Raw genomic sequence first — 20,371 nt, 5'->3', positions numbered from 1 at the left:
TCCTGGTCGCGTTTCCGGCCGGGCCGGCAAGGCTCACCGACTGCTGTCACCGCGATCAAACAGGGCCCCGACAAATTCGCGAGCCCTGAACGGCTGCAGGTCTTCGGCCTGCTCCCCCACACCGATAAAGCGTACCGGAATTCCAAAACGCTTCGCCAGTGCAAAGATCACACCGCCTTTGGCCGTGCCATCCAGCTTGGTCAGCACCAGACCGGTCACACCCGCAGCATCGCGGAACTGCCCGGCCTGGCTGATGGCGTTCTGGCCGGTGCCAGCATCCAGCACCAGCAACACCTCGTGTGGCGCGCTCGCATCCAGCTTGCCCATTACCCGCCGTACCTTGGCGAGCTCTTCCATCAGGTTTGACTTGGTATGCAGGCGGCCGGCGGTATCGGCGATCACCACATCGGTTCCGCGGGACTGGGCCGACTGCACGGCATCAAAAATGACCGAGGCGCTGTCAGCGCCGGTATGCTGTGCCACCACCGGCACATGATTGCGCTCGCCCCACACCTGCAGCTGCTCCACCGCTGCCGCGCGGAACGTATCGCCGGCGGCCAGCATCACCGACTTACCTTCAGCCAGGTAGCGGTGTGCCAGTTTACCAATCGTGGTGGTCTTGCCGACGCCATTCACGCCCACCACCAGGATCACAAACGGTTTCTTGCTGGTATCAATTTGCAGAGGCGCATCCACCGCTCCGAGGAGATCGGTCAGCTCGTCCTGCAGGGCCTGGTACAGGGCCGCACCATCGGTCAATTCGCGGCGCGACACCCGTTCGGTCAGGCGCTGGATAATTTCGTCGGTTGCCTCCATCCCCACGTCGGCCATCAGCAGGTGGCTCTCGAGATCTTCCAGCAACTCATCGTCGATTTCCTTGGCCCCCAGGAACAGGTTGCCCATGCCCTCGGCAAACTGGCTGCTGGTGCGCGACAGGCCGCGGCGAATACGGGCAAAGAAACCGAGCTTTTCCCCGGCGGGTTTTGGCGCTGGCGACGCCGGCGGCTCCTCTGCTGGCGGGGTTGCCGGCGCCGGTTCCGCGGCCGCTGCGGTCTCTGCTTCAACCTCAGCGTCAGCCTCGCGCGGGGCCGGCTCGGCCGCACCTTCGTCATCCTTCCGCTGCTGCTCCTCCGCTGGGGCCTCTACCTCGGGCTTGGAGACCTCGTCTTCGGAGGGCTTCTTCTTGCGCAGAAAGTCGAAAATCATGTGGCTGTCCGGATGTACCGCTGCTGGAAAGGCGCTAATCTTAGCACGCCGCTGTGCCCCATACCGCGCTCCGCGCGGTCATCCATTCAGAAACCCAGTGTCAGGATTCCCCATTGCCCAGAAGTCGCCCCAACAAGTCCGCTCCGCCGGTATCCCAGCTGCGTATCATTGGCGGCGAGTGGCGCGGCCGAAAGGTACAATTTGCCGCACTGGAAGGTCTGCGCCCGACCGGGGACCGGCTGCGGGAAACGCTGTTTAACTGGCTGCAGTTTGATGTGGTGGGTGCCCGCTGTCTGGATTTATTCGCCGGATCCGGTGCGCTGGGCCTCGAGGCCCTGTCCCGTGGTGCCCAGTCGGTAGATTTTGTCGAGCTCAATCGTACCGCCGCAGACCTGCTGCGCCGGCAACTGCAGATCCTCAATGCTGGCAATGCGCAGGTACATCCGCTGCCCGCGGAACAGTTTCTGGCCCTGCATGCCAATGGCACCTACGACCTGATCTTCCTCGACCCGCCCTTTGCCGGTGACCTGTGGCAACCCATCCTGGCGCAGTTACACCCACTCCTCGCCAGGGACGGACTGGTGTACGTGGAAACGCCCCGCGACACCGCGCTGGCGCTCTCCGGTGATTGGGAGATCGCCAAGGAAAAGCGCTCCGGACAAGTGTGTATGCGCCTGCTTCGGGCCGCAGGATGACCGGGCAAGGCCCTGCGGCCGCGCCGGGATTTTGAGCAGTTGGCACAAATTGTTTAACATGCGCCTCCCTGTTGGCCCGCAGCGAATGCAGACCCATGAAAAAAGTCGTATATCCCGGTACTTTCGATCCCATCACCAATGGACACATGGACCTCGTAGAGCGGGCGGCGCGCCTGTTTGACCATGTGATCGTGGCTGTAGCCGCCAGCACCCGGAAAAACCCGCTCTTCACCCTCGATGAGCGCGTTGAGCTGTCCCAGCAGGTGCTGTCGCACCTGCCCAATATCGAGGTCATTGGCTTCGATATCCTGCTCGCCGACCTGGTGCGGCAGGTGGACGCCTACGGCGTCTTGCGCGGACTGCGCGCCGTATCGGACTTCGAGTACGAATTCCAGCTGGCCAATATGAATCGCCAACTGGCGCCCAATATGGAAAGCCTGTTCCTGACGCCTGCGGAGCATCTCTCGTACATTTCCTCCTCGTTGGTACGCGAAATTGCGTCGCTCAACGGTGACGTTACCAAGTTTGTACCGCCCGCCGTGCAGGCTGCCCTGCAGGAAAAATTCCGCTAGTTCGTGCGTCTGGCGCTGCCTGCCCCGGTAGCGCCAACCCCATTTCATATACTGCGGCTACACCCATCGCTCCGGGAGTCTGCCGTGCGCCGCCTGTTTAGCATCGCTGTTCTGCTCAGCCTGGTAGCCGCCTGCGCGGAGCCCACGCCGCCGACAACGCCACAGCCGCAGCAGCCGCCCCCCGCGGAAACCGCAGGCGCTCATCAGGATGCGCCGCCCGAAGCCGCCACCGGGCGGGGCAAGACACAATCGGTTTCCGGACGCGAATATATGGCGGTAACCGCCAATCCCCATGCCAGCCGCGCCGCGGCAGAAATTCTCGCCCGCGGGGGCACCGCCGTGGATGCGGCAATTGCCGCGCAACTGGTGCTCACTCTGGTGGAGCCACAGTCCTCCGGAATCGGTGGTGGCGCTTTTATCCTGAGCTACCGTGCCGACCAACAGAAATTGCACTTCTATGACGGGCGCGAAACTGCGCCCATGGCGGTGGATGCACAGTACTTTATGCGCGATGACAAGCCGCGTCCGTTTCTGGAGGCGGTCATCGGAGGCTATTCGGTTGGCGTACCCGGTGTAATGCGCCTGCTGGAGCTCGCACACCAGCGCGATGGCAAACTGCCCTGGGCCGATCTGTTTGCGCCAGCGATACAACTCGCTGAGCAAGGCTTCGACGTTTCCCCCCGATTGCACCAGCTACTGGTCAAGATGCCGAAGGTCAACGTGCGACCGGCCATCGCCGCCTATTTCTTCGACCCTCACGGACAGCCGCTGCCCGTCGGGCACCGACTGAAAAACCCCGCCTATGCCACTACTTTGCGGACACTGGCGACAGAAGGGGCGGAGTCTTTTTACTCAGGCGAGATCGCTGCGGCGATCGTCGATAGCGTGCGCAATGACCCGCATAACCCGGGCCGCATGACCCTCGAGGACATGGCAGGCTACCAGGCAAAGGTACGTGCGCCGCTGTGTAGCGCCTTTCTGCAATACCGCCTGTGCGGGGCCAATGCACCGTCATCGGGCGGCGCGGCAGTCGCTGAAATCCTCGGGGTGCTGGCACACTTTCCGCTGGGCCGGTTGCAGGCCGGCAGCACGGAGCTCACCCACCTGTTCGCCGAGGCCTCCGAGCTGGCATTTGCCGATCGCAACACCTATGCGGGGGACCCGGACTTTGTCGCCGTGCCGAATCAGGGACTGGTGTCGCCCGCCTATCTAAAAGAACGCGCCAGGCTCATCTCGCCGGATCGCGCGACACCTGCCGCGGCGGGCAAGCCGCCGGGCTTTGATCAGAGCCGGACCTCCGCTGTGAGCGGCGAGATACCCAGTACGACGCATCTGTCGATTGTCGATCGATACGGCAATGGCGTGAGTATGACCAGCAGTATCGAAACGGCTTTTGGCTCGCGACTGCTGGTAAAAGGCTTCCTGCTCAACAACCAGCTCACGGACTTCTCCTTCGTGCCCACCAATGCCAGTGGTGCGCTCGTCGCCAATCGCGTTCAACCGGGCAAACGACCCCGTTCATCCATGTCGCCGACCATCGTGTTTCATCCGGACGGCAGCATGCGCCTGCTGGTGGGGTCACCGGGAGGCTCGCGCATCATTGACTACACCGCGCGCACTGCCCTGTACCATCTGGCGCTGGACATGCCGATTGAGGAGGCCATTGCCGCGGGTAATATCGCTGCCATTGGCCGGAATGTAGAACTGGAACCGGACGCATTTCCCGACTCCGTTATGACGCAGCTGGAGGACATGGGGCATCGCGTCGTGCGTCGCCCACTGAATAGCGGCATTCACGCGATCGCGATCATTGACGGCGTACTGCACGGCGGTGCCGACCCGCGCCGCGAAGGTGTGGCGATCGGCCGCTAGCGCTGGCAGGTGCGGCAGAAAAACGTGTTGCGCTGTCCCAGCACCATGTCACGCACAGGTCCGCCGCACTGCCGACAACGCTCTCCGGCTCGGCCGTAGACATTCAGCTGCTGGGCGAAATAACCGGGCTTGCCATCGCCGCCAACAAAATCCCGCAGCGTGGTCCCTCCCTGGGCAATCGCATTCGCCAGTACCTGCTTGATGGTTTCCGCGAGGCGCTGGTAGCGCGCTCGGGAAATACCGCCCGCGGTACGGTCCGGCAGGATGCCGGCGAGAAACAGAGACTCGCTGGCGTAGATATTGCCAACGCCCACCACCACGCGGCCGTCCATGATCAGCGTCTTTACCGCCTGCTTGCGCCCGCGCGAGATTTTAAACAGGTAATCACCATTGAAGGCATCGGACAACGGTTCAGGACCCAGATGCACCAGCAGCTCATGCCCGGCCAGATCGTCGTCGGACCACAGCAGTGCACCAAAACGACGGGGATCGTGATATCGCAGGGTGAGTCCGTTACTGATCTGCCAGTCGATATGATCGTGTTTGGCGGGCGCCTCACCTGGCTGCACCATACGCAGACTGCCGGACATACCCAGGTGCCAGATGGCGCAACCGCGATCCGTCTGGACCAGCAGGTATTTGGCGCGGCGTTCAAGCCGCTGGATCCGCGCCCCCTGCAGATGCCCCTCAATACCCTGCGGCACCGGCCAGCGCAGTTTGCGCTGACGCACGGTCACCGCTTCAATCTGCTGGCCCTCCAGATGCGGAGCCAATCCGCGGCGGGTCGTTTCTACTTCGGGTAGTTCTGGCATAACGCTCGATCTTTTCGGTAACAGGGGTTTGCCACAGAACAGGCGTCGTGGCGGCCAGTGCCAGTGCGAGTTGCTCCGTCAAATCATCTGGAGTCTGCGCTATCGGCCAAACCAGCAGGCACAAAAAAGCCCGGGCTAGCCGGGCTTTTTCGCGTAAGGAAAACCAATTACTTGATTTTGCCTTCCTTGTACATCACGTGCTTGCGAACAACGGGATCGTATTTTTTGATCTCCATTTTCTCAGGCATGGTGCGCTTGTTCTTGGTAGTGGTGTAGAAGTGACCAGTACCGGCGCTGCTGTTCAGACGAATCTTGTCACGCATTGTTCTGTCTCCAATCTCTCAGCGGGGAACCGCAATTAAACTTTTTCGCCGCGAGCACGCAGCTCAGCCAGTACGGTCTCGATACCTTTCTTATCGATGACACGCATGCCTTTGGCAGAAACGCGCAGCTTCACGAAACGCTTCTCGGACTCAACCCAGAAACGGTGGCTGTGCAGATTCGGCACGAAGCGACGCTTGGTGCGGTTCTTAGCGTGGGATACATTGTTACCAGTGACCGGGCGCTTACCGGTTACCTGACATACCTTGGACATCTGTTGGCCTCTTCAAAACACTTGGACCCGCGCGCTGAAGGGGCGGGACGTCAACTCGGAATTCTAATCCTGGGCGGCGGCGGATACTGTCCAGAATCTGGCCCGGCCGCAAAGAGCGGCGATTTATACCAGAAGCCCCCCTGCAGGGCAAGTTTTAACCAGCCCCCAATCGTGACCGGTCGTAACTGTCCGGGACAGGTCGCCCCAATGCCTGCGGAGAGAGCGGCAGCAACCGTGTCACGGGGCCTGCAGTAAACCCCGCTCGGCAAAGGAAAGCGCCTGGCCATCGCCCACGATCATATGGTCCAGCACCCGGATATCCACAAGCGCCAGGGCATCTTCGAGGCGCCGGGTGATCCAGCGATCCGCCTCACTGGGCTCGCAAACGCCCGATGGATGATTGTGGGCGAGGATGACCGCTGCCGCGCTGTGACGAAGCGCGGCCTGAACCACCTCTCGCGGGTAGACCGCGGCAGCGTTCAGGGTCCCCTCGAACAGCTCTTCAAATGCGACCACCCGGTTCTGGCTATCCAGGAACAGGCAGCAGAACACTTCGCGGCGGCGATGTCGCAGGTTTGCCGCCAGAAAATCACGCACCGCCTGCGGACTGCCCATGGCATCACCGCGCGCCAGGGTCTCGGCCAGATGGCGCCGGGCCATTTCCAGCACCGCCTGTAACTGCACGTATTTTGCCTGTCCAAGCCCTTTACCGCGGCAAAACTCCTCAGACGGCGCCTCAAGTAGCGCTCGCAGGCTGCCGAAATCTGCCAGCAGTTGCCGCGACACCTCCACGGCAGACGCGCCTTTTACCCCGGTTCGCAGGAAAATCGCCAGTAATTCGGCATCGGTCAATGCGGGCGCGCCCCGCATCAGTAATTTTTCCCGCGGACGCTCGGTCGCGGGCCAGTCCTTGATCGCCATGGATTCCTCCCTGAAATCACATTGGTTTATCAACTCAACGGCGCATAAATGGTAATCTTACCCGTTGATTCATTCCCGGAGCCGGACCTATGTCACCGCTGGCAAACAAACGCATCCTGCTAGGCGTGAGTGGCGGGATCGCCGCCTACAAGAGTGCAGACCTGGTGCGCCGCCTGAAAGACCGCGGCGCCGATGTGCGCGTGGTCATGACCAGCGGGGCCCAGGAGTTTGTGCGGCCGCTGACTTTCCAGGCCCTGTCGGGCAATCCGGTGCATACCGATTTGCTGGATCCGGCGGCCGAAGCGGCCATGGGCCATATCGAATTGGCCAAGTGGGCGGACCTGATCCTGATTGCCCCGGCCAGTACCAATACACTGGCGCGGCTCGCCGGGGGATTTGCCGACGACCTGCTGAGCACCCTGTGTCTGGCCAGCACGGCGCCACTGGCGCTGGCGCCGGCCATGAACCAGGCCATGTGGAGCCACCCCGCCACCACGGACAATGTGGAAACCCTGCGCCAGCGCGGCGTGGTATTTTATGGACCTGCGGAAGGCAGCCAGGCCTGTGGTGATGTCGGCCCCGGCCGCATGCTCGAACCGGAGCAACTGGCAGAGGCAACCGCACGCTGGATAACGCCAGAGCAATCGCTCAGCGGGAAGCACGTCGTTGTCACGGCTGGCCCGACCCGCGAGGCACTGGATCCTGTGCGTTACCTGAGTAATCACAGCTCCGGCAAAATGGGCTTTGCACTGGCAGCAGCAGCGCAGCGCGCCGGCGCCCAGGTCACCCTGATTGCCGGCCCGGTGTCATTGCCCACCCCCGCCGGCGTCAACCGCGTCGACGTGATCGGTGCACTCGACATGCAGACCGCCGCGGAGCGAGCGGCAGATTTGAGCGACCTGTTTATTGGCGCAGCGGCAGTGGCCGATTTTCGCCCGGAGCAGGTCGCGGAGCAGAAGATCAAGAAAAAAGACGGCAGTGATCGCGATGCCCTCGCACTGGTGAAGAACCCGGATATCGTCGCGGGCATCGCCGGGCGCACCGCGAAACGTCCGTTTACCGTGGGATTCGCGGCGGAAACTGAAAAAGTCATCGAGCATGCGCGGGCAAAACTCGCGCGCAAGAATCTCGATATGATTATTGCCAACGATGTCAGCAGCACCGACGCCGGCTTTAACAGCGATCGCAACGCGGTGTCAGTGATTGACGGGGAAACCTGCCAGACACTCCCGCTGACGTTGAAATCGGATCTGGCCGACCAGCTGGTACAGATCATCGCCGACAGGGCATTCCGTAACACAGAAGAATAATTAGACAGGGATTCGGTGTGGATTTTTCACGAATTACGCAAGTAAAAGCGCAGTACCACCGCGGGCTTATTTTGCCGGCATTGCTGGCCGTGGTCGCCTGGATCGCCGGCGCTCATCTGATAAACGCCAATTTTCTCGCCCCGGCCAGTACGGCCAGTGTGGAGCAGGCCGCGCAGGCACAAGCGGCGCAGACCGCCCAGCAGGTACGGCAATTCCTGCAACGCGGCGACCAACAACTGCAAGGGCTGGTGAAACAAGCCGGAGAGCAGGGGTCTGCCAAGAAAGGCGCCCTGCGCGCGCAACTGTTTCAACCGGATACCGTTCGGGCCGGCGCGGGCAACCCGCCGCTCAGTTTCGCCACCGTTGATTTGATCAAGCGCACGGCCAGCAAATCCCGCCAGCCTACCGAAATCCTCCAGGATACTGACCAGCAGCAGTGGCATATCTATCGCACGACGTTATCCGATAATAATGGCGTGGTATTGGCCAGCGAGCCCTTCTCGCGACTGGAACGCGAGCTGGCAAAACTGGACAACGGCGCTGGGCGCCTGAGCCTGATCCAGCAATTCCAGGGCGGACCACCGCGCGCACTGTGGCAGGGCGGCAATGGTATGCCTGGCGCACCCCGGGTGCAGGCGCCGGTACCAGGCTCCCACCTGCGACTCGAGCTGGTACCGAGTAAAACCTTTGTCGGTGCCAACGATATTTCTTCGCTGTGGCTCTATCTGCCGGCCATCATCGGCCTGCTGGCAACGCTGTGGTTCCTGCCCATGCTGAACCCGCGCGAGGAGGCGGCACCCTGGGAGCGCAAGGGACGCAATACCGAGCCCCGCCCAAGCTCCGATTACCCCGAATTCAAGAAAACAGGTAGCCACAGCGAAGTGTGGGAGAACGGCGACAGCGACAGTAAACCGGCGCGCCGCCCGGCTCCCAAGTTGCCGAGCAATTACCCCCCGCAGGTTTTCCGCGCCTACGATATTCGCGGCCTGGCCGGCAAGGAGATCGACGAGCCCTTTGCCTATCAGCTCGGCCGCGCGCTCGGCACCCTGGCACTGCACGCTGGCGAGACCATGCTGCTCGTGGGCCGCGACGGGCGCAACTCCAGCCCCTTGCTGGCCGAGTGCCTGACCCAGGGCATTCTCGACACTGGCTGCGACACCGTAGACCTGGGCCTGGTGCCCTCACCGCTGGTGTATTACGCCTGCGCCAAGGGACGCAATACCAGTAGTGGTGTCGTCGTTACCGCGAGCCATAATCCGGCGGAATACAACGGCTTCAAGATACTGCTCAAAGGACAATCCCTTGCCGAAAACAAACTGCAGCGCCTGCACCAGCTGATGCAGGACGGGCCGTTCAAAACCGGCGAGGGCAGCAATGCCGAACAGAGCTTGGTCGAAAACTATATCGATGAAGTATTCAACGATGTCGCCCTGGCCGGGCAGCCGAACCTTGTGATCGACGCCGGCAACGGCGCAACCTCAGAGCTGGCGCCGCAACTGTTTGAGCAGCTGGGTTGCGATGTCACGCAGCTCTTCTGCCAGGTGGATGGCAATTTCCCCAACCACGCACCGGATCCCTCGCGACCGGAAAACCTGCGCGCCCTGCGCGATCGCGTGCTGGAGACGGGTGCAGATCTCGGTATTGCACTCGATGGCGACGGGGATCGGGTAACCCTGGTCTCGTCGAGCGGTCGCATCGCCTGGGCGGATCAGCTGGTCATGCTGCTGGCGCGCGACATCCTTGCACGCGAACCCGGTGAAGACGTGGTGTTTGACGTGAAGAGTTCGCGGGCACTGGCCGAGCTGATCACCCAATACGGCGGTCGTCCGGTCATGTGGAAAACCGGGCACGCCCCGATGAAGGCGAAGATGCGCGAAACCAATGCAATTCTGGGTGGCGAGCTATCCGGGCACATCTTTATCCGCGATCGCTGGTTCGGCTTTGACGACGGCATGTATGCGGCAGCGCGTATCCTCGAGATCATGGCGCTGCGTGAACAGAGCCTGGACGAGCTGCTGGATTCCTTGCCGCAGCTGGTCAGCACACCCGAAATACTGGTGCCGGTGGCGGAGGAAGATAAATTTGCGCTGGTCGAGAAGCTCCGTGACGAAGGCCAGTTCGGCGACGGCGAACTGATCACCCTCGACGGCATCCGCATCGAATACCCGGAAGGCTGGGGCCTCGTGCGCGCATCCAACACCACCGCAGCGCTGACACTGCGGTTTGAGGCCGAGACGGAGCAGGCACTGGAAACCATCCGCGAGCGTGTGGAAACACAACTCAAGACGGTGCTGCCGCCCCAGACAGCGATCTGATAAATCAGCATTCAATCGGCAGCCATCACTGCCGGACGGACCCATAGAGTTAGGAAGACGAAGTTATGTCACTGGACAGCAAATCTGCGTTGCGTGTAGCGCAGGTACTCAACGAGGCCCTGCCGTACATTCAGCGCTTCACCGGCAAGACCATCGTGGTCAAGTTCGGTGGCAATGCCATGGTGGATGAGGAGCTGCAGAACAGTTTTGCCAGAGACATCATCCTCATGAAGCTGGTGGGAATGAATCCAGTGGTAGTCCATGGCGGTGGTCCGCAGATCGGCGAGCTGCTCGGCAAGCTGAGCATTGAATCGCGCTTTGTGGATGGCATGCGGGTGACGGATAGCGAGACCATGGACGTCGTGGAGATGGTCCTCGGTGGCACCGTGAACAAACAAATCGTCAACCTGATCAACAAGAATGGCGGCCGTGCCGTGGGTGTCACCGGCAAAGACGGGCTGTTGATCCGCGCGCGCAAACTCAAGATCCAAAATGAATCTGCCGGTTTGCATGCCTCCGAGATTATCGATATCGGCCATGTCGGCGAGGTCGAAAAAGTGAATACCGATGTGATCGATATGTTGATCCGCGGCGACTTTATCCCCGTAATCGCCCCAATCGGGGTTGGTGAAGATGGTGCTTCGTACAACATCAACGCCGACCTGGTGGCTGGCAAAGTGGCGGAATACCTGCAGGCGGAAAAGTTGATGCTGCTCACCAATGTGGCAGGCCTGCAGGATAAGGAGGGGCAGGTATTGACCGGCCTCTCCACCAAACAGGTCGATGAATTGATCGCCGACGGCACCATCTATGGCGGTATGCTGCCAAAAATTGCCTGCGCCCTGGAAGCGGTCAAGTCAGGCGTGACTTCGGCACATATTATCGATGGGCGAGTACCCCACGCGGTACTGCTGGAAATCTTTACCGACTCCGGCGTAGGCACACTGATCACCAACGGCCGCAGCGAGTAACCGCGTTAACAATTGAAGCGCGCCGGGCGAATGGTTAGGATGCCGGCCATTGCCACGGCTCTGGCAGACCGAAAGCCATACGGCGCGCCGCAAAATAACGGCATAATAACCATCAAGAAAAGCCCAGACAGTATTGGCCCGGGCGAGAAAGGCATCGACAAAGGCACAGAATGAGCAGCGAGAAAGTCAACCGCCGTCAACAGATTCTGCAGGCCCTGGCCCATATGCTGGAGGCCAGCCCCGGCGCACGTATCACCACCGCGGCGCTGGCCAAAGAGGTCGGGTTCTCCGAAGCGGCGCTGTACCGCCACTTCCCGAGCAAGTCGAAAATGTTCGAGGGGCTCATTGAGTTTATCGAAGAGACCATCTTCAGCCGCGTCTCGCTGATTCTTGCAGAAGAACCCTCCGCGGCACTGCGTTGCCAGAAAATCCTCCACCTGCTGCTGGCGTTCTGTGAGCGCAACCCGGGTATCACCCGGTTGCTGACCGGCGATGCCCTGACCGGCGAAACCGAGCGCCTGCACGGGCGCATCCTGCAGTTGTTCGACCGGCTGGAAACCCAGATCAAACAGATTTTGCGGGAAGCCGAGCTGCGCGAGCAATTGCGCCCCGCCATCCCCCTGGGCGCTGCCGCCAATCTGCTGATGGCCAGCGTGGAAGGCCGAATCGTTCAGTACGTTCGCAGCGGTTTCAAACGCAAGCCCACCGAGTACTGGGTCGAGCAGTGGCCAGTGCTGATCGCCGGATTTTTCCGCGAGACCGCCATAGCAACCGCTCGCTGATCGCGACGGCACGGGAAAGACACGGGTAGGAAGGAATATGGGCGACGGGCGTCGCCACAGGTTATTTGCCGGAGATTTCGGTAAACCGCACCTTGTGGCGATCGAACTCGGCGTTGATTTGCACCGCTTCCTGTTCGCGCAACAAGAGCCGCTCCTGCATCACTTTGACCTCTTCCCGGAGGTTATCAATGCGTGACAACAACTCCTGGGAAATCTCGCCACCATTGCGCTCGGTTCGGGCCGCTGCGGACTCCTCGCGCTGAATCTGGGACTTGAGACTGGTGATATTGGAGCGCGCCAGCGCCAGGTCACGCTCGACCTTGGCCAGTTTGCGCTTTCTGGCGCTCTCAATGTCATCCACACTGGAATAGCGGCGCAGCAACTGCAGGTCAGCATTCAACTGCGCCTCGCGCTCGGCTTTCTCCGCTCGCTCCGCTTCAGTCAGCTGCGCAGCCACGACCCTGATCACACGGCCGGTGGGACTGATGACCTCATAGCCGTTGCTTACATAGCGCGGAGGCACCACGTCATCGATGACCTGCACACCATGCTCGTTGGTATAGCGATACAAGACATTGCCATGCTGGGGCGAATCCGGGGCAGCACTCGCCAGAACGGCAAATGCCGTCGCAGCTAACGCAATGACAACCCTGGAAAAACTCATCGAACTCCTCACTTTCGGAGCGCTCTACCCCGGCAAACCTGACCACCCTCGTTTGTGCACCAACCGGGGACCAAATCCTTGGACCATCCCAAACTGGCAATAAGCGCGGTTATCAGGAGCCGGAAACGCCGTAACGCTGCCGATAGCTGATTATTTTTTGTACAGTGTCGCGATCCTGCGACCCTTCCTCAAGGTAACTGATTATATGGTCCAGTTGAACAATACTCACTACCGGAATGTCATATTCCTGCTCAACCAGCTGAATCGCCGAGAGTGCGGTCTCCTCATTGGCACGCTCCTGCCGGTTAAGACCGATCACAACCCCGGCCGCTTCGGCGCCCTCAGCGTCGATGATCTGCATCACCTCACGGACCGCTGTGCCCGCGGTAATCACATCATCAATGATCAAAACCTTGCCATTTAGCGGCGCACCCACTAAGGTTCCGCCCTCGCCGTGACCCTTGGCCTCTTTCCGGTTGTAGCAAAAGGGTTTGTCCACCCCCCGTTGGGCCAGGGCGACGGCAGTCACGGCCCCGAGGGGAATCCCCTTGTAGGCGGGCCCGAAGATGACATCAAACTCCACTCCCGAAGCCAGAATTGCCTCCGCGTAAGCGTCGCCCAGTGCCGCCAGCGCGGCTCCGGTGTGGAAGCGCCCCGCGTTGAAAAAATAGGGGCTCTGGCGACCCGACTTGAGGGTGAAATCACCAAAACAAAGAACCTGGTGATCAAGAGCCAACTGGATGAAATCGCGCTGATACTGCTGCATGGAAATTTGATAACTATTAGCTAAGGTGAAGGGAAGCTGCTCGGCCCGGATAGGACGACGCAGTCAAGATAATGTTAGTAATGAAAGTGTACTGTTTCTCGGGAAATGGCGCTATTGGGGGCTGCCCATCTGCACCGGTTCCATCCGCGATCGGAGAGGACAAGATCGTCAGACGTATCCAGCGCAGCGTGCCGACCGGCAAGCTTTCCGCGCCCTGCGAACAATTGGCGACAGTCCGGTTCAAACTCCCGTCACAGTGCACCAGTCCGCTGGTAAGGGGCTAAATAATGCGAATAGTGAGTCTGTCGGTAGACGGCGTTCACCAGGCCGCGCAGCGCGGTCTTTACGATTGGTTGGCAGATCAGGACGCCGACATCATCTGCCTGCAGGATCTACGTTCCCTGGAGCCCGAGCTGGATCATCCAGTTTTTCATCCAGATGGCTATTACAGCTATTTCTTCGATTCCGGTACGCCCCACGAAAACGGCGTGGCCATCTATACCCGCAACCAGCCCAAAGCCATTATTTTCGGCATGGGCTTCGCCAATGGCGAAGACATGTACGGACGTTACCTGCAGGCCGATTTTGAACGCCTGAGCGTCGGCTCGCTACTGGCACCGGCAGCGGTACCCGGGGATGAGCCAGCACTGGAAAAAAAGGTGCAATTCTTCGATGACATGCAGGCGCACCTGAACAAGATCAGCCGCAAGCGTCGCGACTTTATCTTCTGTGGCAACTGGGGCATGGCACATCGCCGCGCCGATGTGGAAAACTGGCAGGACCATCAGGACACCCCAGGTTTCATGCGCCACGAGCAGCGCTGGCTGGATCAGATCTTCAACGACATCGGCTATATCGACGCGTTCCGCAAAGTGGTCAAAGACCCGGATGAGTTTACCTGGTGGCCGAGCGGGAAAGTGGGTGAGGGTGACGGCTGGCGCATCGACTACCAGGTGACCTCGCACTCCCTGCGCAACCGAATTGAGTATGGCGCGGTCAACAAGAATGTGGATTTCTCCAGCCACCTGCCCGTGATCATGGACTACGACCTGGAAGTGTAAGCGCAGCGCGGCAACGTCCTCAAAGGTCTGCCGTCGTCAGGCGTATCCCTCCTGCAGCGGCCAGCGCGACACTCAGAGATGCATGTCGTTCAGCTGGCCGAGGCGATCATCCTGTTTCACAAACTCGAGTAACGCCTCCGCCACCGGGCTGATCGGGCGGCTTCTGGAACGCACCAGGAACCAGTTGGTCTTGATCGGCAGGTGCTCCACATCCAGCACCACCAGCCCCGAAGAGTCCCCCACATTGAGCGCGTGCTCGGACAGGATCGACACGCCCATGCCGGACATGACCATGTGCTTGATCGCCTCGTTACTTTCGATGGTCATGCGCTGATTCAGCTCGCAACCCAACCGCTCCATCTGTCGCTCGATGGCGTAGCGCGTGCCCGACCCCTGCTCGCGCATCAGAAATGGCGCATCGGCAAACTCCCGCAACGGAATCCGTTCACCGCGATTCAGCGCGTGATCCCGCGGAGCGATGGCTACCAGGTAGTTTGGCAGGAATTCCGTTAACAGGTACTCCTCCTTTTTCGGCGGATGACTGAACACACAGAAATCATCGATACCCTCCGCCATCCGCTGGCTAATCTGTTCGCGGTTACCCACCTTCAGCTCTACGGTGATCTCCGGGTACAACTGGCAAAAATCCCCGATCAGGTGCGGAATGAAGTACTTGGCGGTGGTCACCACGGCGATACGCAGAGTACCGGCGGTGAGTCCGCGCATCTTGGTCAGGTTCATATCCAGGCGCTCGAAGCACGACAGGATCTCCCGGGCACTGCTCACCATTGCCAGCCCCGCGTCGGTGAACTGGATACGGCGCCCAACTTGGAAATAGAGCGGCATTTCCACCGCCTCTGCCAGCTTACGCAGCTGCATCGACACCGTCGGCTGGGTGAGATGCAATGCCTTGGCGGCCGCGATCACACTGCCATGGTCTTTCAGCGCACAGAGGATCTCCAGCTGGCGAATCGTCCCTACCCGGGCATGCAGTCGACTCATCGGGCCATCTCCATATATAGATATATATCTAATATTATCTTAAATAATATCTATTATTATTTATACAACTCGCCCCGCATAATCCGCAGCCAATTCATCAACAGAGGCGCGAGTTATGCATACGAAACCACTGATCTTCGGCATTGGCAGCAGCATCACCATCGCTGGTATTGGGGCCCTGCTTGCCCTGCAGGGCATCGCCGGCTGGGCCCTGGCCATGACCGGTATTGGCCTCTGCCTGCTCAATGTCGTCGGCTGGGTGAGCGCTTCCGGCAAACGCCCGCGGGCGATCAAACGCCTGTTGCCGCACTTCCCCACTCCTGCACCGGCAAACGGGAGCGTACGATAAATGGGGATCGATATTGTCGTCGCCTTTTTCCTGTTTGGCATGGCTGCCACACTCATCGGCAGCCGCATTGAGTTTCCCCGGGGACTGTACCAGGGCCTGACGCTGTTTCTGCTCCTGGCGATCGGCTTAAAGGGCGGGGTCGCCCTGAGTGAGCACGCCAGCGCACATCTGGTGCCGCGCGCGCTACTGGTATTGTCACTGGGGCTAGCCCTGCCCTTTATCGCCTATCCCATTCTGCGCCGGTTCGGGCAGTGGGGCAGGACTGACGCCGCTGCGACGGCGGCGCACTATGGTTCAGTCAGCGTTGGCACATTCGCGGTCGCTGTCGCTTTGCTGGAGAGCCGTGGTGTCGAGTACGAGGCGTACTTCCCGCTGTTTGTCGTACTGCTCGAGGTCCCCGCCATTGCGATCGGGATTTATCTGGCCTCACGCGGCAGTGAGCAGACAGCTTCCCTGGACTGGCGCAGCTTGCTGCTGAACCAGGGCTGCGTGCTGCTCATGGGCGGCCTGGTCATCGGCTGGATCGCTGGTGTGGATGGCAGCGCGAAAGTCATGGGCCTGTTTGGACCCGCGTTCCATGGCGCACTGGCCCTGTTCCTGTTGCATATGGGCTGCCAGGCAGCGCGCTACTTTCCTGAAGTGGTACGCAACGGCGCTTTCCTCACGAGTTTCGCAATCACCATGCCATTGATCGGCGCCACCATCGGTGGCGTGATGGCGACGGCGATGGATTTCTCTACCGGCGGCATCGCGCTGATGGCAACGCTCGGTGCCAGTGCCTCCTATATCGCGGCGCCGGCAGCGCTGGGGGCAGCCCTGCCCAAAGCGAACCTGAGCCTCCCGCTGACGGCATCACTGGCCATCACTTTCCCATTCAATGTGCTGGTGGGCATTCCAATTTACCTGGCAGTGGCGACATACCTGAACGGAGTCTTCGCCTGACACAGTGATCGGGTCATTCAAAGCGGCGTATCGCCATGGCAAATGCCGCGAACAAGTTACCCGATACCAACGCGCAAGACGCACCCCGGCAACTGATCAGGTCAGCGCGCCGGGGCATACAATTTGATGAAACGGCACCAACTGCCTTAACGGCAGGGCGCCGTCACGGAGGAAACACGGCAATGACTGCGGTTAAAAAAATAATTGAACACGAATCATTCGGAGGGGTACTGCTGGTCTCTGCCGCGCTGCTCGCGATGCTGCTGGCAAATTCTGCCCTGCAGGGATTCTACTTTGATGGACTGAACACCAGCGTGGTGTTTTCTTTTGGTGACTTCGCCATCCAGAAGCCGCTGCTGCTCTGGGTCAACGACGGGCTAATGGCCCTGTTCTTCCTGGTCGTGGGTCTGGAGATCAAACGCGAGGTCATCGAAGGGCACCTGTCATCGAAAGACCAGGTGATCCTGCCAGGTTTGGCGGCCATTGCCGGCATGGCAGTCCCGGCAATCATCTATGCAATGATCAACCTGGACAGCCCCGATACCCAGCGTGGCTGGGCAATCCCCTCTGCCACCGATATTGCCTTCGCGATCGGAATTTTTACCCTGTTCGGCAAGCGCCTGCCGATCAGCCTGAAACTGTTCCTGCTGTCCGTGGCAATCTTCGACGACATCGGCGCAATCCTGATCATTGCACTGTTCTACAGCAGCGACCTCTCGCTGGTGTCACTCGCGGTCGCCTCTGTCGGGTTCGCAGGATTACTCCTGCTCAATAGGGCGCGCATCACCAATCTCGCACCGTATGTGATACTGGGCACCATCATCTGGGTTGCCGTGCTCAAGTCGGGAGTACACGCGACCCTGGCCGGATTCCTGACGGCCTGGTTTATCCCGCTGAAGGTCAACATGGTCAAGCCGCTGGCGCCGCTGCATCGTATGGAGCAGGGCTTGCTGCCCTGGGTCACCCTGCTGATTCTTCCGGTGTTCGCATTTGCCAACGCCGGGGTATCACTGGCCGGGTTCTCCGCCGAGCGCCTGTTTAATCCAACCACGCTGGGCATTGCGCTGGGCCTGTTCCTCGGCAATCAGTTGGGTATTTTTGGCGTAACCTGGCTGGCGGTGAAGAGTGGCCTTGCGCGCTTGCCGGTGGGCGCTGGCTGGGCCCATGTGTATGGCGTGGCGTTGCTGTGTGGTGTTGGCTTTACGATGAGCCTGTTTATCGGCAGCCTGGCCTTCGAGGGCTATCCTGCTGCCTACCAGGAGAACGTGAAAGTGGGCGTGCTGCTGGGGTCGCTGCTGTCGGCGCTGGCGGGAACCGCGGTGCTGTATCTGTCCAGCCGCAAGCTCACCGCCAAAGACGAAGAGACGGGGGCGCCAGTCTTCTCGCCCTTCGGCAAGACACTGGACGATCCGGCGTAATCACCCCGAATGAAAACCCGGGCCGGATACACCCGTTAGTGTATCCGGCCTTTCGATCAGGGTTAATCTTCCAGCGCGCGTTTCTGCAACGCGATGATTTCATCAATACCGGCTTTGCCCAGTGCCAGCATCTGGGCAAACTCATGCTCGGTAAAAGGCGCCCCTTCTGCGGTTCCCTGCACCTCGATCATGCCGCCATCCGCCGCCATCACGAGATTCATATCGGTGTCGGCATTGCTGTCTTCCGGATAGTCCAGATCCAGTACCGGCATACCCTCATAGATACCAACGGAAACCGCGGCAACAAGATTTCTGAGAGGATCTGTCGCAATCATTTTTTCCCGCTGCATCACTCGCAATGCATCGACGAGCGCAACGCAGGCGCCGGTAATGGAGGCCGTACGCGTACCGCCGTCCGCCTGAATCACATCGCAATCCACGGTAATCTGGTTTTCGCCGAGCAACTCGAGATCTACCGCAGCACGCAGCGAGCGCCCGATCAGGCGCTGGATTTCCACGGTGCGGCCACTCTGTTTTCCACGTGCGGCTTCACGCGCCATGCGCGTCCCGGTGGAACGCGGCAACATGCCATATTCTGCCGTTACCCAGCCGCTGCCCTGGCCGCGAAGGAAACGCGGTACTTCTTCTGCCACCGAAGCGGTACAAAGCACCTTGGTGTCGCCAAACTCTACCAAAACGGAACCTTCCGCATGGCGGGTATAATTACGCGTGATTTTTACCTGGCGAAGATCATGGGGTTGGCGGCCACTGGGACGCTGCATAGGTGCACCTCTGTCATTAATTTAAGTTCGCAGTATACATGCCTGCGCTACGCACGGCGGAGCGATACCCATGCTATGATTCGCGGCCCCACTTTCATCTTCAGGAGCCAGGCATGGCTAAAAAAACCGTTCGCAGCATGACCGCGTTTGCGCGCGCCGAGTCCAATTTTTCCGGCGGCACCGCGGTATGGGAACTGCGTTCGGTCAACCATCGCTACCTGGAACCGCACTTCCGCCTGCCCGAGGCCGGGCGCCCACTCGAGTCGCAATTTAGAGAAACCCTGCGCCAGCGCCTCAACCGCGGCAAAGTGGAATTGACGCTGACGCTCAAGGCCGTCGGCGGTGAGACGTCTGCCCTGGAAGTGGATCAGGATATGCTGCGCAGTGTTGTCACTGCCGCCGAAACCGTTGCCGCCCAACTTTCTCCGCCCGCACCGATTAATCCGTTGCAGGTTTTGCAGTGGCCCGGCGTCATCGCCGACTCTGGCGCGAATGCCGACGAGCAGGCCAAGGCCATCACCGAAGCACTGGCGCAGGCACTCGACCAGCTCGTTGCCAATCGCGAGCGCGAGGGTGCGGAACTGAAAAATTTTATTGAACAACGCCTCGAAGGCATCAGTGCCCAGGTGGAAAATGTGCGCGCGCTGCTGCCCGAGATTCTCACCGCACAGCGGGAAAAACTCCGTACGCGGCTTGAGGAACTCCTCAGTGAAGTCGATCAGGAACGCATCGAGCAGGAGATCGCGCTGCTCGCACAAAAGGCCGATGTCGACGAAGAGCTCGATCGCCTCGATGCCCATGTGCGCGAAACCCGCCGCGTGCTCAATGGCGGTGGCGCTATTGGCCGACGCCTCGATTTCCTGATGCAGGAATTCAACCGCGAGGCCAATACCCTCTCGTCAAAATCCGTAGTCTCCGATACCACCCAGGCGGCCGTTGAGCTGAAAGTACTGATCGAACAGATGCGCGAACAGATCCAGAACATCGAATAACGGCCCTCCTGCCGGGTGGCCGACTCCAGAGCGTGCCGCCCAACCTCCCATCTTTTTCGTTCCGGCCTCTCGTTCAAGTTACCCATCCGTGATTGTTTACTTCTCGTCACTGTGACGACTGCGCACATCGCTCTTCTGGCACATTTTTCCTTAAATATGTCCGAACTGGACACGAACGTACCAACTTAACCTCAATATTGGCACCTATTTCCAAATATTGTCCTTCTCTGGCACTGAGGAGAGGAATTTTATTTTCGTTATACCTATTGTGTGCGGATATTTATCCCTCTACAGGAGGATCGGGTCCGTGCGGCGAGGTAGGGCAGTGTCGCGAAGTCGGGACA

21 protein-coding genes are annotated in these 20,371 nt (G+C 60.1%); 12 read left to right on the top strand and 9 right to left on the bottom strand.

All coding sequences use genetic code 11. The features are described from left to right. Positions 1 to 33: 33 nt before the first annotated feature. Positions 34 to 1,206, bottom strand: a complete 1,173-nt coding sequence (gene ftsY / locus ACXAD0_RS03175; RefSeq protein WP_475086897.1) for a signal recognition particle-docking protein FtsY — start codon at positions 1,204 to 1,206, stop codon at positions 34 to 36. Positions 1,207 to 1,319: 113 nt separating this feature from the next. Here ftsY and rsmD point away from each other — a divergent pair, with 113 nt between their 5' ends. The 3 genes from rsmD to ggt all read left to right on the top strand — a co-directional run bounded on the left by rsmD (position 1,320) and on the right by ggt (position 4,345). Next, positions 1,320 to 1,901: a 16S rRNA (guanine(966)-N(2))-methyltransferase RsmD gene (gene rsmD / locus ACXAD0_RS03170; protein WP_475086896.1), complete on the top strand. Its 582-nt coding sequence runs from the start codon at positions 1,320 to 1,322 to the stop codon at positions 1,899 to 1,901. A 95-nt stretch (positions 1,902 to 1,996) separates the two neighbouring features. Next, positions 1,997 to 2,473, top strand: a complete 477-nt coding sequence (gene coaD, locus ACXAD0_RS03165; RefSeq protein WP_475086895.1) for a pantetheine-phosphate adenylyltransferase — start codon at positions 1,997 to 1,999, stop codon at positions 2,471 to 2,473. An 84-nt stretch (positions 2,474 to 2,557) separates the two neighbouring features. Beyond that, a complete protein-coding gene (gene ggt / locus ACXAD0_RS03160) occupies positions 2,558 to 4,345 on the top strand; it encodes a gamma-glutamyltransferase (protein WP_475086894.1) in 1,788 nt (595 codons plus the stop codon). Here the strand turns inward: ggt and mutM are convergent. From mutM to radC, 4 genes are all read right to left on the bottom strand, one after another. Further along, positions 4,342 to 5,157, bottom strand: a complete 816-nt coding sequence (gene mutM / locus ACXAD0_RS03155; protein ID WP_475086893.1) for a bifunctional DNA-formamidopyrimidine glycosylase/DNA-(apurinic or apyrimidinic site) lyase — start codon at positions 5,155 to 5,157, stop codon at positions 4,342 to 4,344. The two genes, ggt and mutM, sit on opposite strands and share 4 nt — an antisense overlap. Before the next feature lie 167 nt (positions 5,158 to 5,324). Then, positions 5,325 to 5,480, bottom strand: coding sequence for a 50S ribosomal protein L33 (gene rpmG / locus ACXAD0_RS03150; RefSeq protein WP_475086892.1), 156 nt, complete (start codon positions 5,478 to 5,480; stop codon positions 5,325 to 5,327). A 35-nt stretch (positions 5,481 to 5,515) separates the two neighbouring features. Further along, complete coding sequence (gene rpmB / locus ACXAD0_RS03145) at positions 5,516 to 5,752, bottom strand: 50S ribosomal protein L28 (RefSeq protein WP_475086891.1); 237 nt, start codon at positions 5,750 to 5,752, stop codon at positions 5,516 to 5,518. 237 nt (positions 5,753 to 5,989) lie between these two features. After that, a complete protein-coding gene (gene radC, locus ACXAD0_RS03140; RefSeq protein WP_475086890.1) occupies positions 5,990 to 6,673 on the bottom strand; it encodes a RadC family protein in 684 nt (227 codons plus the stop codon). Between the two features lie 89 nt (positions 6,674 to 6,762). Here radC and coaBC point away from each other — a divergent pair, with 89 nt between their 5' ends. From coaBC to slmA, 4 genes are all read left to right on the top strand, one after another. Then, positions 6,763 to 7,983 (top strand): bifunctional phosphopantothenoylcysteine decarboxylase/phosphopantothenate--cysteine ligase CoaBC, encoded by a 1,221-nt coding sequence (coaBC, locus tag ACXAD0_RS03135; RefSeq protein ID WP_475086889.1) that lies wholly within the window; start codon positions 6,763 to 6,765, stop codon positions 7,981 to 7,983. A gap of 17 nt (positions 7,984 to 8,000) precedes the next feature. Further along, on the top strand, positions 8,001 to 10,298 hold the full coding sequence (locus ACXAD0_RS03130) for a phosphomannomutase/phosphoglucomutase (protein ID WP_475086888.1): 2,298 nt from the start codon (positions 8,001 to 8,003) through the stop codon (positions 10,296 to 10,298). A gap of 65 nt (positions 10,299 to 10,363) precedes the next feature. Further along, the gene (argB, locus tag ACXAD0_RS03125; protein WP_475086887.1) at positions 10,364 to 11,269 is read left to right on the top strand and encodes an acetylglutamate kinase; all 906 of its coding nucleotides are present in this window, start codon (positions 10,364 to 10,366) and stop codon (positions 11,267 to 11,269) included. 170 nt (positions 11,270 to 11,439) lie between these two features. Continuing rightward, positions 11,440 to 12,051, top strand: coding sequence for a nucleoid occlusion factor SlmA (gene slmA / locus ACXAD0_RS03120; protein ID WP_475086886.1), 612 nt, complete (start codon positions 11,440 to 11,442; stop codon positions 12,049 to 12,051). Between the two features lie 61 nt (positions 12,052 to 12,112). Here the strand turns inward: slmA and ACXAD0_RS03115 are convergent, their stop codons facing one another. Together ACXAD0_RS03115 and pyrE are read right to left on the bottom strand one after the other, a co-directional pair. Then, positions 12,113 to 12,715, bottom strand: coding sequence for a hypothetical protein (locus tag ACXAD0_RS03115; protein WP_475086885.1), 603 nt, complete (start codon positions 12,713 to 12,715; stop codon positions 12,113 to 12,115). A 112-nt stretch (positions 12,716 to 12,827) separates the two neighbouring features. Next, complete coding sequence (gene pyrE, locus ACXAD0_RS03110) at positions 12,828 to 13,481, bottom strand: orotate phosphoribosyltransferase (RefSeq protein ID WP_475086884.1); 654 nt, start codon at positions 13,479 to 13,481, stop codon at positions 12,828 to 12,830. 287 nt (positions 13,482 to 13,768) lie between these two features. Here pyrE and ACXAD0_RS03105 point away from each other — a divergent pair, with 287 nt between their 5' ends. Further along, positions 13,769 to 14,542, top strand: coding sequence for an exodeoxyribonuclease III (locus ACXAD0_RS03105; protein WP_475086883.1), 774 nt, complete (start codon positions 13,769 to 13,771; stop codon positions 14,540 to 14,542). 72 nt (positions 14,543 to 14,614) lie between these two features. Here ACXAD0_RS03105 and ACXAD0_RS03100 read toward each other — a convergent pair whose 3' ends face one another. After that, positions 14,615 to 15,544, bottom strand: a complete 930-nt coding sequence (locus ACXAD0_RS03100) for a LysR family transcriptional regulator (protein ID WP_475086882.1) — start codon at positions 15,542 to 15,544, stop codon at positions 14,615 to 14,617. Positions 15,545 to 15,659: 115 nt separating this feature from the next. On the opposite strand from ACXAD0_RS03100, the gene ACXAD0_RS03095 reads away from it, so the two are divergent. The 3 genes from ACXAD0_RS03095 (at position 15,660) to nhaA (ending at position 18,253) form a co-directional block, all read left to right on the top strand. After that, a complete protein-coding gene (locus ACXAD0_RS03095) occupies positions 15,660 to 15,893 on the top strand; it encodes a hypothetical protein (protein WP_475086881.1) in 234 nt (77 codons plus the stop codon). Next, positions 15,894 to 16,835 (top strand): sodium-dependent bicarbonate transport family permease, encoded by a 942-nt coding sequence (locus tag ACXAD0_RS03090; RefSeq protein WP_475086880.1) that lies wholly within the window; start codon positions 15,894 to 15,896, stop codon positions 16,833 to 16,835. 182 nt (positions 16,836 to 17,017) lie between these two features. After that, entirely contained in the window at positions 17,018 to 18,253 is a 1,236-nt protein-coding gene (gene nhaA, locus ACXAD0_RS03085; RefSeq protein ID WP_475086879.1) for a Na+/H+ antiporter NhaA, read from the top strand. Between the two features lie 62 nt (positions 18,254 to 18,315). Here the strand turns inward: nhaA and rph are convergent, their stop codons facing one another. Continuing rightward, positions 18,316 to 19,035, bottom strand: a complete 720-nt coding sequence (gene rph / locus ACXAD0_RS03080; RefSeq protein ID WP_475086878.1) for a ribonuclease PH — start codon at positions 19,033 to 19,035, stop codon at positions 18,316 to 18,318. 113 nt (positions 19,036 to 19,148) lie between these two features. Between rph and ACXAD0_RS03075 the strand changes: the two genes are divergently transcribed. Further along, on the top strand, positions 19,149 to 20,027 hold the full coding sequence (locus ACXAD0_RS03075) for a YicC/YloC family endoribonuclease (RefSeq protein ID WP_475086877.1): 879 nt from the start codon (positions 19,149 to 19,151) through the stop codon (positions 20,025 to 20,027). The last annotated feature ends 344 nt before the right edge of the window (positions 20,028 to 20,371 follow it).

The sequence above is a fragment of the Microbulbifer sp. ABF4_148 genome, assembly GCF_056158985.1.
Note: the sequence above shows the minus strand (reverse complement) of the source record. Positions and strands in the feature narration are given on the sequence as shown.

Coding starts and splice junctions, on each gene's coding strand:
- ftsY (WP_475086897.1), bottom strand. CDS start 1,206: ATGATTTTCGACTTTCTGCGCAAGAAGAAGCCCTCCGAAGACGAGGTC.
- coaD (WP_475086895.1), top strand. CDS start 1,997: ATGAAAAAAGTCGTATATCCCGGTACTTTCGATCCCATCACCAATGGA.
- mutM (WP_475086893.1), bottom strand. CDS start 5,157: ATGCCAGAACTACCCGAAGTAGAAACGACCCGCCGCGGATTGGCTCCG.
- rpmG (WP_475086892.1), bottom strand. CDS start 5,480: ATGCGTGACAAGATTCGTCTGAACAGCAGCGCCGGTACTGGTCACTTC.
- rpmB (WP_475086891.1), bottom strand. CDS start 5,752: ATGTCCAAGGTATGTCAGGTAACCGGTAAGCGCCCGGTCACTGGTAAC.
- radC (WP_475086890.1), bottom strand. CDS start 6,673: ATGGCGATCAAGGACTGGCCCGCGACCGAGCGTCCGCGGGAAAAATTA.
- coaBC (WP_475086889.1), top strand. CDS start 6,763: ATGTCACCGCTGGCAAACAAACGCATCCTGCTAGGCGTGAGTGGCGGG.
- argB (WP_475086887.1), top strand. CDS start 10,364: ATGTCACTGGACAGCAAATCTGCGTTGCGTGTAGCGCAGGTACTCAAC.
- slmA (WP_475086886.1), top strand. CDS start 11,440: ATGAGCAGCGAGAAAGTCAACCGCCGTCAACAGATTCTGCAGGCCCTG.
- ACXAD0_RS03115 (WP_475086885.1), bottom strand. CDS start 12,715: ATGAGTTTTTCCAGGGTTGTCATTGCGTTAGCTGCGACGGCATTTGCC.
- pyrE (WP_475086884.1), bottom strand. CDS start 13,481: ATGCAGCAGTATCAGCGCGATTTCATCCAGTTGGCTCTTGATCACCAG.
- ACXAD0_RS03105 (WP_475086883.1), top strand. CDS start 13,769: ATGCGAATAGTGAGTCTGTCGGTAGACGGCGTTCACCAGGCCGCGCAG.
- ACXAD0_RS03100 (WP_475086882.1), bottom strand. CDS start 15,544: ATGAGTCGACTGCATGCCCGGGTAGGGACGATTCGCCAGCTGGAGATC.
- ACXAD0_RS03095 (WP_475086881.1), top strand. CDS start 15,660: ATGCATACGAAACCACTGATCTTCGGCATTGGCAGCAGCATCACCATC.
- ACXAD0_RS03090 (WP_475086880.1), top strand. CDS start 15,894: ATGGGGATCGATATTGTCGTCGCCTTTTTCCTGTTTGGCATGGCTGCC.
- nhaA (WP_475086879.1), top strand. CDS start 17,018: ATGACTGCGGTTAAAAAAATAATTGAACACGAATCATTCGGAGGGGTA.
- rph (WP_475086878.1), bottom strand. CDS start 19,035: ATGCAGCGTCCCAGTGGCCGCCAACCCCATGATCTTCGCCAGGTAAAA.
- ACXAD0_RS03075 (WP_475086877.1), top strand. CDS start 19,149: ATGGCTAAAAAAACCGTTCGCAGCATGACCGCGTTTGCGCGCGCCGAG.